Source organism: Methylomonas sp. HW2-6 (genome assembly GCF_052474525.1).
The window spans coordinates 3,731,408-3,744,546 of the sequence record NZ_CP184124.1; the positions used below are offsets into that span (position 1 = coordinate 3,731,408).

General features: G+C 50.3%; 11 protein-coding genes. All 11 read right to left on the bottom strand.

Features of this window, described 5'->3' with window-relative positions:
- Positions 1–14 precede the first annotated feature (14 nt).
- On the bottom strand, positions 15–1,361 hold the full coding sequence (locus tag ACH518_RS17980) for a phenylacetate--CoA ligase family protein (protein ID WP_445371070.1): 1,347 nt from the start codon (positions 1,359–1,361) through the stop codon (positions 15–17).
- Complete coding sequence (locus ACH518_RS17985; protein WP_445371071.1) at positions 1,358–2,473, bottom strand: glycosyltransferase; 1,116 nt, start codon at positions 2,471–2,473, stop codon at positions 1,358–1,360. Before ACH518_RS17985 ends, ACH518_RS17980 begins: the two co-directional genes overlap by 4 nt.
- A gap of 82 nt (positions 2,474–2,555) precedes the next feature.
- On the bottom strand, positions 2,556–3,770 hold the full coding sequence (locus ACH518_RS17990; protein ID WP_445371072.1) for a TIGR04063 family PEP-CTERM/XrtA system glycosyltransferase: 1,215 nt from the start codon (positions 3,768–3,770) through the stop codon (positions 2,556–2,558).
- Between the two features lie 52 nt (positions 3,771–3,822).
- Positions 3,823–4,890 (bottom strand): nucleotidyltransferase domain-containing protein, encoded by a 1,068-nt coding sequence (locus ACH518_RS17995; protein ID WP_445371073.1) that lies wholly within the window; start codon positions 4,888–4,890, stop codon positions 3,823–3,825.
- On the bottom strand, positions 4,887–5,744 hold the full coding sequence (locus ACH518_RS18000; protein WP_445371074.1) for an HprK-related kinase A: 858 nt from the start codon (positions 5,742–5,744) through the stop codon (positions 4,887–4,889). The genes ACH518_RS17995 and ACH518_RS18000 overlap by 4 nt, the downstream gene beginning before the upstream one ends.
- A 369-nt stretch (positions 5,745–6,113) precedes the next feature.
- Positions 6,114–6,899: a hypothetical protein gene (locus ACH518_RS18005; protein ID WP_445371075.1), complete on the bottom strand. Its 786-nt coding sequence runs from the start codon at positions 6,897–6,899 to the stop codon at positions 6,114–6,116.
- A 99-nt stretch (positions 6,900–6,998) separates the two neighbouring features.
- Positions 6,999–8,888 carry an XrtA/PEP-CTERM system amidotransferase gene (locus ACH518_RS18010; protein WP_445371076.1) on the bottom strand — a complete coding sequence of 630 codons (1,890 nt, stop codon included), beginning with the start codon at positions 8,886–8,888 and terminating at the stop codon, positions 6,999–7,001.
- A gap of 21 nt (positions 8,889–8,909) precedes the next feature.
- Entirely contained in the window at positions 8,910–10,046 is a 1,137-nt protein-coding gene (locus ACH518_RS18015) for a TIGR03088 family PEP-CTERM/XrtA system glycosyltransferase (RefSeq protein ID WP_445371077.1), read from the bottom strand.
- Between the two features lie 4 nt (positions 10,047–10,050).
- Positions 10,051–11,247 carry a TIGR03087 family PEP-CTERM/XrtA system glycosyltransferase gene (locus tag ACH518_RS18020; protein ID WP_445371078.1) on the bottom strand — a complete coding sequence of 399 codons (1,197 nt, stop codon included), beginning with the start codon at positions 11,245–11,247 and terminating at the stop codon, positions 10,051–10,053.
- Positions 11,248–11,249: 2 nt separating this feature from the next.
- On the bottom strand, positions 11,250–12,269 hold the full coding sequence (locus tag ACH518_RS18025) for a FemAB family XrtA/PEP-CTERM system-associated protein (protein WP_445371079.1): 1,020 nt from the start codon (positions 12,267–12,269) through the stop codon (positions 11,250–11,252).
- Positions 12,266–13,135: an XrtA system polysaccharide deacetylase gene (locus ACH518_RS18030; RefSeq protein ID WP_445371080.1), complete on the bottom strand. Its 870-nt coding sequence runs from the start codon at positions 13,133–13,135 to the stop codon at positions 12,266–12,268. Before ACH518_RS18030 ends, ACH518_RS18025 begins: the two co-directional genes overlap by 4 nt.
- Positions 13,136–13,139 lie beyond the last annotated feature (4 nt).

The following is a 13,139-nucleotide window of genomic DNA, read 5'->3' on the forward strand; positions in this document are numbered from 1 at the left end:
GCTGCCGTTGAAAATTAGGGTTTTACATGGCTGATCACATACCGAAATTTGCCGGAACGCTCTTTGGGAATGTAATCGGTGTATTCAATATTGACGGTAACCGCTTGGCCGAGACGCTTCTTAAATTCCGCGACGATCTTTTGCTCGGCTTCGTCCCGATAGCTGGCGGATTTCACAATTTGTACCGTGGTTTTTTCCAAACTTTCTTGGGTAATCTTAAAAGCCTCGACACCTTCCAGATCACGAAGTACATAAATCAGGGCCAAACCGTGTAACACAGTCCCGTCGAGCGCAACTACAAAGTCGGTCGTGCGTCCCTGGAGTTCTTCCAGCAACGGCAAACCGCGTCCACATCCGCACATCTTCTCGGACAATATGCCCATGTCGCCGGTGCGATAACGAATGAAAGGAAAGTCGCGGGTTGCCAGATGGGTAACGACAATTTCCCCCAATTCTCCATTGGGCAGTGGCTTTCCGTCTTTGTCCACGATCTCGACGATGATGTCTTCCGCCGTAATGTGCATGCCGCCGTGCGGACATTGGTGGGCGATGAAGCCGGCATCGCGGCCGCCGTATCCGTTTGCCACCGGGCAGCCGAATACGCTTTCGATTTTTTCCCGCTGATGATCGTACAGGCGCTCCGAAGTAACAAAGGCCACTTTGACGCCCAAATCATCCAACCTCACCCCGGTTTGTTCGGCGCGACCGGCGATATGCGCCAACGCCGAGGGGTAACCGAATAGCATTTTGGGCCTGATCTGTTGCAACTGACGGATAAAACCATCGACTTTTTCCGCGGACATTTCGAATGCGGGGATTAAATGCGTCCGCAACAACTTGTCCCGTAACAGACGAATCTTATCTTGGGCGCCTAACTCGATTGGCGAACCCCAGATCACAGCCTCGGGATCGCCAATATCCACACCCCACCAGCGCGTTGCGCGCCATTTGGCGGCGACATCGTGGCTGACACGGCGCCTGCCGATATAGAAAATCAACGGCTCTCCACTGGAGCCGCCAGTATTAAACCGCGCCAATCCCTCTGCGTCATCCGCGGACATTTCAGGCAAATGCTGCCGTATTTCCGCTTTAGTCAACAGCGGCAACCGGGATAACTCGGATAACTCTATCTGAGCGACATCGAGACCCAACTCGGCAAACAATTGTCGGTAATACGGGACATGGGCCTGCACATCGCTCAAGAATAAACGCAGCGTTTTCAGCTGAGCCTGCCTAATTTGCTGCGGAGACCACCATTGGCTGCGTTCCATATCGCGCCGAACCCTGACCGTCGAGTGTTTTTTCAGGACCTCGTGAAGCGGAAATATCAGCGAAGAGCACAACGAGGTATAAAAACTCATACGTTCACCAAATTATTGAATTCAGACAATAATATTTCGACGCGACCGTCCCAGCTATTTTGTCGCGCATATTCGATAATCGCCTCCCGATTCCAATTCGCAGCTAATGCCACATCGACCGCATCCTGCAACGCTTGCCGGTCTCCAAACCGGACAACGATTCCGAGGTCACTGCTGCAGACCACTTCCCTGTTACCGCCGACATCCGTCGTGACAACCGGCAGACCGCAAGCCATGGCCTCAAGAAAGACGTTTGCCCAGCCCTCGTTCGCGGTCGCCAACACAAATACATCGGCAGCGGACAATACCTGATACAAACGATCGGACGCCATGGCGCCCAGAAAACGCACATCGGCCGTCAAACCCAAGGCTTCGACTTGGGCGACCAAGCGGGCCTTGATATCGCCTTCCGGACTTGCTCCGCCGACAATGAGGTACAACAAACGGGAGTGATTGTTTTTTAAGTCGGGCAATATCTCCAGGACGCGATGAAAGCCTTTTCTATCCACCAAACCGCCGACCGAAATCAAGACCTGGGCATCGGCGGCAATATTTAATGCCTTTCTGGCTTGGGCTTTATCGATCGGAAAAAATTTTGTGGTGTCCACGCCGTTGCCGATCACCCGAATTTTGTTGGTATCGGCACCCAATCCGACCAAATGGGTTTTCAAAGACTCCGATACAGAAAACACTCTGGCCGCGCGCGCTAGGGCGCTTAACATACGCCTCCTCCGGGCAGGAATTTTAGACAACGGTAACTCGGTACCCCGCAAAGTAATAGTCACCGGCAATTTCAACCATAGTCCGAGCCAGGAGGCTGCATAGCCGTCCGGATAGGCGAAGTGGGCGTCAATCAAATTGACCGCCGACTTGTTTTTGAGCTTTAGAAGTACCGGCAAGCTGCAAATTGCCATGAAAAAACCGTCCAGAGCCCGCCCTATTCCCGGCAACGCCAGAAAACGCGGAAAATATACGGTGATGCCGTTTTGTTCTTCTACTAGATCGGGTTGGGGCCTGTATCCGGGATGGAGTTTCCGAATCAACCCTTGCAAAGGGAACCAAGGCACCGGCGAAACCACTACCAACGCGCAATGCCCGGCTACTTTGGACATGCGTTCCCGAATAAATACGCCGGCGTTCGGCCGCACTCGACTGGGATATAACGAACTAAAAACAACGATCCGAGGCTGTCGTTCACACATTGCGTTGGCTTAGCAATCCATCGTAAACGGCTTGGTAATGACTGACGCTTCGCTGCCAGTTACGTTCTCGTTCCACGTAAGCTCGGCCCGCTCTCCGAATTGCATCCCAGTGTCCCTGATCCTGCAACGCAGACAATATGGTATTAGCCAAGGCATCGGCATTGCCCGCCTCAAATAAGTAGCCGGTTTCGCGATCTTTGATCAACTCATGGTGTCCGCCGACATCCGATGCCACCAATATCCGACCTTGCGCCATAGCCTCCAATGGCTTTAGCGGCGTAACCAGATCGGTTAATCGCATCGACATTCTCGGGTAAACCAACAAGTCTACTAAGTTGTAATACTGTTGCACCTGATCGTGCGGTACCCGCCCCGGCATGACGACCCATTCCTGCAAGCCGAGATTTGCAATTTTTTCGACAATTTGCGGCTGTTGCGGCCCACCTCCGACCAACAGCAAGCGGACATTCGGTTGTTGCCGGGCGATTGCAGGCAAGGCGTCCAGCAATAACAACAGGCCCTCGTAGGCGTAAAACGAGCCGATAAAACCCAAAATGGTTTTTCCGGTCAAACCCAATTGCTTTAACAACTCAGAGTCGGCTTGTTCGCCGTAATTAAACTTTTCTATATCGACCGCATTCGGGATGACGGTGATTTTATCTGCCGCTATCCCGCGTTGAACGATATCGCCACGCAGGCCTTCGCATATTGTGGTCACAGCATCCGCCCGTTTGAACACAAAGGTTTCCAAGTACTTGGTCAACCGATAACGCAAACTACCTTCCAGAGTCGTACCGTGGTCCACCGCTGCATCTTCCCAAAATGCTCTGCACTCATAGACTAACGGTAATCTGAACTTATGTGCGGCTCGGAGTGCGGCCAGACCGTTTAAGGCTGGCGAATGCGCATGCAGAACATCCGGTTTTATTTGCGGAATTATTTCGGTAAGACGCCGATACAGAGTTTCGACTATCGCCCATTGGTTTAAGACCGGCAACCCAGCCAGCCAGCCTGTTGGCTGATCCGAGCGATAAAATTGCAAACCGTCTATCTCTTCGAACGCTGCGGTGTTTCCCAGATGCTTGGCCGATGTGACGTGATAAGTGTCCCAGCCCAATTTACGTTGCTGCTCCAAAATGGCCCGGGTGCGGAAGGTATATCCGCTGTGCAATGGGATGGAATGGTCCAATATATGCAGAATTTTCATGTCAATTATTATTGTTTTGCAATTAGCTGCGACCCCCAGAGAGCATCACAAACTAATGTTTTTCTTTACCCATCAGCCTAAACCAAGCTTTTCTAGACAAATGCGGAAACAGCAAATACCAGGGCATTTTCAACCAATGGGACCTTACATATAACAGCCATCGGGCTAACCCAGTCCATTGATCGCCGCAACTCGGGTGCGCCGGCATGAGCGCCCTGAGAAACAAGAAATCCATCATCTGTAATCCGAAGCGTCCCGGCGCCGCCTGTTGGCTTCGTTGCTGCACTTCCGCAGAAATGGGTGTTTGCAGAATGATATTCAGATACCGGAAAGCATAAAAAATACTCAGTTGCAGCCCCAACTCAAAAGCCCGCTCGACCACAAGCATAGCAATATCCTCAGAACTGTTTCTAAGCAAACTGTCCAGGTCCACCAAATCGCGCAATCCGTGATCCAATTCGCCATCGTAAAACAAATGTACCGCGCTGTGGACTACCATGTCCGGCATTTGCAACACACGAATTTGCGGATTGTCGCCTACATTGACTGCTGCTTCGATAAGCAAACTGGCATTAGGACAGGCTTTGGATGTGAGCGGCAGAATATTATGATGCAAATCGATAACGCTGCCGCGAAATACATGCCGCAACGGCGGTATTTCGTGCATCCATTTCCGGTAGTAATACTGATCGTACGTATTGTGCAAACTACTGACCCAGCCATGGGCCATTAACTTTTTCTCGGCATCGGCGATGACCGGTTTCGGTACCAACAAGTCGATATCCGAAAAAAAACGGCCTCTAGCAGCCGGACAGGCAGAAGCGGCATAGGCGGCACCCTTAAGCAAGATTAAAGGCAAGCCCAACTCAGCAGCCACTTTCTTTAGATGATGAATTTCCCACAACAAATCGTTGACTTGCTTATCGGAATGAACCCGCGCCGATTGCAAATGACGTAACGCTCTACTCGGAATCGAGTCAGGATCGAACCGATAACATAAGACGCCCGCGAGCATTGACGCTTGAGCTTGGCGAATCAATAGTTCCCATTGTTTCAACGTCAGTTCTGGCGCCGACATCTCGCCGCTAAGAACTTTTACGATAAGAGGAAACTCGATCATTTTTTCGAGTAGGCCAAGTTCTCGAATGCCGCTATTGCATCGTCAAGCCGACTGTATCGAAAACGGTAACAATCGGCTTGGTCAACGATATCAGTAAGCACATTAAACCCGGTTGTGGCCAATATGCTGTAGTTGAACGAATTATCCGCCAGTTCCATAACTGTCTCGGCTTTACCAATATTTAGAAGCTCGGCCTCAACTCCTTGCTGGTATTTAGGGAACACCACCCAACCAATGGGACTCGATTGGTGTTGCATTTCGACGCTGGCAGTAGGCGGTTGCACATGGCAAACGCTACCTTTGACCGTGTCAGAGCTTAATGGGCCGAATACCGCTTTGGGGTAGCGGCACCGGATTAGATCGATAGACGCATTCTTTAAACTAATGGGACGTGGGAAAGGACTCGCGGAACCGGTCTGAAGATCCACCAAGGTTAATTCGTCGGACAGCAAGCGCCACCCTTCTTGTACCAAACTAGCCGTCAACGTACTTTTTCCCGAACCAGGCGGCGCCGGCATTACCACTGCGTAACCGTGTTTCTCGACCACAGCGGCGTGAATGATCAAAAATGTATTGATTTGGCTGGAAACACACCAGTTCATACCCCACTCTATTAAAGCGGGGGCATGCTGATATGGCAGCGGGTCAAACGGTGCGAAGCCGTCCGATAGAAAAACAGCCTTCTTGCGAAAAAAAAGTCTGCTTACATCGTTTACGACATTTAAGTCGACATGAAAGTCAATGAAGGAGTCATCCGCTAATTCGTAATCTCCATAAAGAGAAGATATAGCTTCCGCCAGACACTTAATTCTTGACTTAATTGAAAATACGAAACAACCGATTTGAAGTATCAATCCGCTCCCGGATATCGCCTCGCGAACAGCAGGTAAACTTAACTCACGTACTCGCAACGAATTGTTTCGATAAGGTTAATTTTGGAAATTTCTGCGAGAGTCGATAGCATCAAATCGCGCGAATGACACACGTCGGTTTTATCGCCATTTGTTTGACCAGCCCACTCCAGCAAATCGTCTAGACTAAATATAGCCCCCGAACAGCAATATTCAAGGAAAGATTTTGAAACACCTGCCATAAGGTGGGTTTCGCCAGAGGGCTCATGGAAAACAAGCAATGCGTCATCATACTCATGGCATATAACATTTCCAACACTACGCCACAGCACGGTATCACCATTTAGCACGGCGGGATTACTTCCCCAAATACTAACAATTACCGATAAGGTGTTTGCAAAAACCGATAACCGTCGCCTCGTCATAATCTGTGTAACATCTTCTGACATCGGCCGGAGTAGTGCCTATAAAGTTTTTGCCATGGCAGGCATTTACAAACAACCAAGCGAAACAGTTGTCCAGAGTGTAACTTCCGGCACTCAAATCTCGAATGCAATCGTGCAACGATCTGTCGTCCGGCACTCCATTGCTTCGCGCGTATTCCAAGGTGATATAAGTTGAAGCATTTTCTAACGATTTGACATCAGCATGCTTGAACTGGCCCACAGTATTGTATTGGGATGCAGTACTTGTTCCAACAGTAGAGTCCCAAGTATCTCTGGCCCTCCACTTACCTTTATTCGTTGTAGAAGTCGATGGCGAACCGTCGCTTACCAATCTATCACGCAAACAATAGCCACCTTCCAAAGGCGCCCCACTTTCGTGAGTCTTGGTGAATGGTCTGCACTTGATTGTGGTGTTTGTCGGCCAATTTGTTGCCGTGCCTGCTCCACAGTAATGACTGGGCGGATTTGGAGTCGGCGGCACATAGGTTCCTGTGCCTGAGGGATCGACATTGCCAGCGCTGGCGTATGATTGAAAACCGGAAATCGTGCCACAACTCCGTTTCCCTCCGCCCCATGCCGAACGGTTGGCTAAAGTCATGACTATCGGAACAGCGACACCGGCCTTTGCGAACGTCCGCCGCGTTTTGTCTACGGCCGCACCGCCGGTTGTTTGTTCGCCATGTTCGGGCAACGTATTATTTGCATCGCTCATTTCTGCTCACCCTGGATTTAACTTTGAATTACGTCACACTTTAGCAAAACACTTTTCCGGTGTCTATTGCACAGTTGTACAAGGGATATTTCTTAACTATCAGGTCAGATTATTCCGCGCAAAGGCTTCGAACATCAATAGAGACCAAATTGCGGCACTGTAGTCGCGCAACCCCGATTGGTGCTGACTAACGATATGCTGCAAATAACTATGATCGAACCAACCTGTGTTCGCCAACGTGCTACCCAACAAAGCGTCTTGCACCCGCTGTTTCAAAGGGCCTCTAAACCAACTGCATAGCGGCACCGAAAAACCCATTTTAGGTCGATAGAGAACATCGTACGGCAAATATGACTCCAAAGCTTTCTTGAAAACATATTTACCTTCCCGACCTTTTAACTTTAATTCCGGCGGCAAAGTTGCCATCCATTCCACCAGTTTATGATCTAGCAACGGCACACGCACTTCCAACGCGTGAGCCATACTGGCCCGATCGACTTTGGTCAAAATATCACCAGCCAAATAAGTCTTCAGATCTAAATACTGGACCATCGACAACGAATCCTGCGGAGCCCGATCCCGGTAACGATGGAACACCTCAACCGCCTGATAGCCTTGCAAATCACGCCGCAAACTTTCGCTGAACAATTCGGTACGCATAGCATTCGACAACACCGAAACGCTATGGAAATAACCGGCCATAGAATCTCGACCGATCGCCTCCAAAGTCGTTTTTGCGCGAAGTATTTTCGGCGCCCAATCCAACTTCGGATAGGCCCTACCGAGAGCGGAAAACAACGGCATGCGCAATGCGTCCGGCAATACGCATCGGACCCGTTCTTCATAGGTGTGCCAGCGATAGCGGCGATATCCAGCCAGATTCTCGTCGCCGCCATCACCGGAAAGCGCCACGGTAACCTGCTTCTTGGCCAATTCGCACACCCGATACGTGGGCAACGCGGAACTGTCGGCGTAAGGTTCATCGTACAAGCCGGAAAGCTGATCGATCAAACTGAAATCATCTGGATCGACCTGCTCTACGCGGTGGGCGGTGTGGTAACGCTCGGCAACTCTAGCGGCAAATTCAGACTCGTTAAACTTAGGGTCACCGAAAGAAATCGAACAGGTGTTCACCGGATCAGCGGACAAACCTGCCATCAGTGCCACCACGCCGCTGGAATCAACGCCGCCGGATAAAAATGCGCCTAAAGGCACATCGGCAACCATCCTAATTTTAACCGCTTCCCGCAAACGAGCAATTAGCTCCTCGCCGGCTTGGACGGGGTCAATCGAACCCATAGGCTGGAACGTTACATCCCAATATTGCTTCGGCCAAAAACCCGCATCGCCCCGCTTGATGGTCAAGCAATAACCGGGCTCCAACTTGTACACCCCCCGGTAGATGGTCTTCGGATCGGGAATGTAACCAAATCCGAAGTAGTCCTCTATGGCCGTGACATCGACGTCCTTAGGCAAAAACGGATGCTGCGTCAATGCCTTGAGTTCAGAACCAAAAATAAAATGTCCGTTTGGCAGCTCCGCATAGAACAAGGGCTTAACCCCAAGACGGTCACGAGCCAGGAATAAGGTTTGCTTCAGCCTATCCCAAATCGCAAATGCAAACATGCCGCGCAAGCGTTCGACACAAGCCTCGCCCCACGCCTGCCAAGCGTACAAAATCACCTCGGTGTCGCAGTGAGTTCTAAAGCCGTAGCCTAAAGCTTCGAGTTCCAAACGTAGTTCAGGAAAATTATAAACTTCGCCGTTGTACGTCAACACGACGTTTCCGTCCTGGCTGTGCATCGGTTGCTGCCCACTGGACAAATCAATAATCGATAAGCGGCGATGACCAAATCCTAATCCAGGTTCGGTATGTAGCCCACCCTCATCCGGGCCGCGATGGAACTGGGACTCGTTCATGCGCGACAGCAGACTGCGGTCTATTTCGCTCAATCCCCGAATATCGAAAATACCCACTATCCCGCACATATAAAATCTCTCCGACGCAAATTATTGCCCGTCATACAGTTGCTGGTAACGAGCCACCATACTATCGATTGAAAACTCAGCATGAATTCGCTTCAGGGAACCTTCTCCAAAGCGGCGGCGGCATTCGTCATCTAACGCCAATTCATTCAAAGCCATTGACAGACTTACGACATCCTGAGCCGGAACCAATCGACCTGTCTCGCCATCGGTCACGAGCTCCGGATTGCCGCCGACACGGGTTGCGATAACCGGCAAACCGCTAGCCATTGCTTCCAAAATCGTATTTGAGATCCCTTCTGCAATCGAGGGCAACACAAAAATGTCCATTGCACGTAATATCACCGGAATATCGGCTCTCTCTCCAGGCAACCAGACGCAATCCGCTAAATTCGCGGCACTCAACAAATCGATAGCTTCTGCTTTCAACGGGCCATCGCCAATTAAAAATAATCGGCAACGTTCGGCAAATTCTGCCGATTGCTGACAGCTTAGGATAAAAGCGCGGACTAGGGTAATTTGGTCCTTAACCCCATGCATACGGCCGACGGTACCAATCACAACTTTATCGCGCAATGCCAAACCGCAACCATCCGGAACGATAGCCTCATTCTCGCCAGGATAAAACACCGTTGTGTCGACTCCGTTACAAATACGAGTAATCTTGCTTCCCGATATTGCCACCCTATCCCGCAGGTAGCTTTCCAGATGGCGGGACAATGGAATAAATCGATGAATAATCGACCCCAGTATTCTGCGTAACAACTGATACTTGACGTTGCTCCCGTCGGGATCGAACACATCCCAGCCATGCTCGCCATGTATGCGGTAACTCACACCCGCCAACAAAGCGCAAACCTGGTATTCGATGGCCGCTAAATTGCGCGTGTGGACGATTGCCGGCCGCAATTGCTTCAATAACCGATAAACGCTACGAAAGGAGCGCCAATCCTGACCGGGCCGTTTGTGCAATTCAAAAATTTCGACGTCGGGCCGACAGATACGTTGACTGAAATCGGTGCTTTCAGTCAAACAAATGATCGCGTGACGATAACGAGTTGTCTGCAATTTATTGACAATATTAACCAGACCATTTTCGAGCCCACCAACTCCCAGTCGGTAAATGATATGTACAATCAACGGCGGCTTCGCTTCGGACACAGCCTCACTCCCCAGCCAGCATTTGGCGCAGCCGCCGGCCATTCTCAGCCCACCCGAAACGGTCTTGCACAAAACGGCGGTTTGAATCACCACGCTCCGGCTGGTTTTCTAAAAACGCCAAAACCCGGTCGGCGTAATTTTCCGCGGTGTCGGCCACCGCCAACTGCAAATCCTGCGTGATCGGTATGCCTTCCATTCCGGCAGAAGAGACAACCACTGGCTTATTCATCGCCAAGGCTTCCAAAACCTTATTTTGAATACCGCGAGCAATCCGCAACGGCGCCACGATCAAATCGGCGTAGGCTATATATGGCCTGACATCGTCGACGCGACCGGTGACAATCACCGCAGCACTATTCTCGGCCAGTTGCAGAACCTCGCGCGCCGGCTTGGAGCCAACTATGTAAAACCGCAATTCGGGACATTTTGCCAAAATCAACGGCAACACTTGTTCCGCAAACCATTTAACCGCATCAACATTAGCCCAATAATCCATGGCTCCGGTAAAGACAATCGATTTCATATCGGCGGAGAACGGCCGTTGATAACTAAGCGCAGGATCAAAGCGCTCTATATCGACACCATTATTCACGTACGTAATTTTGTCCGCGGCCTCGGGCGCCAACGATCTGAATAGACGGGCTTCTTGCTCCGACACGAACAAAGTGGCGGCGGTGCGCGCCGCCATGACGCGCTCGAACTCCAACAACTTTTGGGCCTCGCGCCGATAAACCCAGCGAGCAGGCCACGCCTTGCTCTGGGCGTATTGCCGCCATTTGTCGGAATCGACATCAACAAAATCGGCAACAACCGTTAACGCAGCATGCTTACGCACGAACTGAGCCATAGGCGAAGAAAATATCAACGCCCGATCGATAGAATGCTCACGGATAGTCTGGTCTACCCAAGCTTGCAATTCGGCATTGCGATAATACGGTAAACTTAAGGCTTCATTCGTCAACAAGCCGGACACGCTCTTGAGTTTTGCGAGTCGAGGATCGAGATCGACGCAACAGACTTGTTTACACACATCAGCCAAGGCACCGACGTACTGGCGATCATCAGGGTCGTCTACAAACGTACCTAGAAAAATGTCGTAGTCTGCCAACAACGCCTGTAAAAAGTGAAAGGAGCGGATCTTATCGCCCTTGTTCGGCGGATAAGGTATCCGATGAACCAGATACAGCAAATTGGGCTTCATGCTCAACCCAAGTCTTTGGCTAACCAAGGACCGATCCACTGACTAACCGGGAGCGGCAGTTTTTTCCAAGCAGCTATAAACAGTTGGTATTTCGGATTCAGCGGATTGATTTCCGGAATTTGTTTTGCCGTTACTAAATCTACTTCATAAAACAAGGGCTCGGGCTCGAAACCCCAGTGTTTCTTGAAACGGAAGGATCCGGTACCGATTTTACTGCGGCCGTAATCGAAAATCTTGCACCCTCGCTCTACAGCACGGCGCATCACTTCCCAATACATGAAATCGTTACCTTTCAGATCCCTAGCTGCTTCAACACCGCCGCCATAGTACGGTAAAACCTCATCCTTGAAATAGAAATTCATGACGCTGGCAATTAAGCGCCCTTCATGCTCTACAGTCAGCACTTCGCAACGGTTGCCGAAAACTTCCTTTAGGATGCGAAAATAGTTTTTCGAAAAAACAGGCGTGCCTAAATTTCTGACACTTTCCGAATAGGCGGCATAGAAGCGATCTACATTGTCGTCGATAATGCTAACCAAACCGGCCTTGATACCGGCACGTACCATCGCCCTTTGTTTTCTGGGTATCGCGTTTAGATTTTTTTCGACGTCCGGATCCAGTTCTTTTCTGAAGGTCACGTAAAGTTCCTTATGAGGCCACTCTGGATGTGCCTGCACCCGATTTCGCATTTCCAGACAATCGACCCTCAAATCCCTCGCTAATTGCTGCGCCTGCGTTTTTAAGGCGTTGAATGACTGATCGTCACTCGCCAGGATACCGCCGTATACGCAGAACGCATTCGAAACCAAAGTATTTCCGAACAACGGACTTTTAATGTGGGTTAAGGGCAATATTCCGGTGATTTGACCGTCTCGCTCGCAATAATAGTAATAAGTAGGATGCCCGAAAGCCTGGTTGATTACTTGCTGCCACCCCGCCAAATGAAAAAAACTGCCTCTGGAAGTTGCCAAAACAAACTTATCCCAACGCTCTGTTTGGGAGGGCTCAAGCAATTTAATCATGGTTGGTGGGGACGGTCTGATTGGGTTAGGAATACATTACGCATGGTGTCCCAGGCAAAATCGCTAAGCAGGTTATCCAGTCTATGGTGCATCTTGCCGAGATTTAGGTAATGTCTAAAGCGGGTTTTAAACGATAATCCCTCTCGCCGGGGCTGCTCCGGATCGATTTCCCACGGGTGAAAATAAAATATACCGGGCTGCTTTTCGTAATTATTAATATAGCGGTAAGCCCACTTAGAGAGAGAATAGGGATATAAGCGAAAAAATCCGCCGCCACCGCACGGAATATTACGCTGGAGCAGATTCAACGTAGTTATCGGAATTTCCAATAAGCCTGGGGCGTTGGCTGGCCGATAAGCGAAACGCGGCGCATCTGGCATGCCGTATAAATCGTGCTTTACTGGATAAATGCTGGAACTATAAACAAACCCTTCTTCCTGCAAAATTTCCAAAGCCCAAAGGTTGTTTGCGCCTATCGAATAGCTAGCAGCTCGGTAGCCGATAACCGCCTGCCCCGAAGTATCTTCCAGAATATTTCTACTCAGGCGCAGGTCTTCTCGAAATTGGTCCGGCGTCTGTTCAGTAACGCGAGTATGCTGGTAGCCGTGGGACGCTAACTCGTGGCCATCGGCAACGATTCTCCGTATCAGTTCAGGATAACGCTCGGCAACCCAACCCAACGTGAAAAACGTCGCTTTAACCTGCCTCTGCTCAAACAAATCAAGAATTCGGCTGGTATTTTGCTCTACCCGGTGCGGAAGATTATCCCACTGGTCGCGCGCTATATGCCGCTCGAATGCCGACACCTGAAAGTAATCTTCGACATCCACTGTCATCGCGTTAACAGGCTTAATTGCTACGTTCATCAGT

Excerpts from the sequence above, each read along its gene's own strand:
- ACH518_RS18005 (WP_445371075.1), bottom strand. The coding sequence starts at position 6,899 with ATGAGCGATGCAAATAATACGTTGCCCGAACATGGCGAACAAACAACC.
- ACH518_RS17985 (WP_445371071.1), bottom strand. The coding sequence starts at position 2,473 with ATGTCCAAAGTAGCCGGGCATTGCGCGTTGGTAGTGGTTTCGCCGGTG.
- ACH518_RS18030 (WP_445371080.1), bottom strand. The coding sequence starts at position 13,135 with ATGAACGTAGCAATTAAGCCTGTTAACGCGATGACAGTGGATGTCGAA.
- ACH518_RS18010 (WP_445371076.1), bottom strand. The coding sequence starts at position 8,888 with ATGTGCGGGATAGTGGGTATTTTCGATATTCGGGGATTGAGCGAAATA.
- ACH518_RS17990 (WP_445371072.1), bottom strand. The coding sequence starts at position 3,770 with ATGAAAATTCTGCATATATTGGACCATTCCATCCCATTGCACAGCGGA.
- ACH518_RS17995 (WP_445371073.1), bottom strand. The coding sequence starts at position 4,890 with ATGATCGAGTTTCCTCTTATCGTAAAAGTTCTTAGCGGCGAGATGTCG.
- ACH518_RS18020 (WP_445371078.1), bottom strand. The coding sequence starts at position 11,247 with ATGAAGCCCAATTTGCTGTATCTGGTTCATCGGATACCTTATCCGCCG.
- ACH518_RS18025 (WP_445371079.1), bottom strand. The coding sequence starts at position 12,269 with ATGATTAAATTGCTTGAGCCCTCCCAAACAGAGCGTTGGGATAAGTTT.
- ACH518_RS17980 (WP_445371070.1), bottom strand. The coding sequence starts at position 1,361 with ATGAGTTTTTATACCTCGTTGTGCTCTTCGCTGATATTTCCGCTTCAC.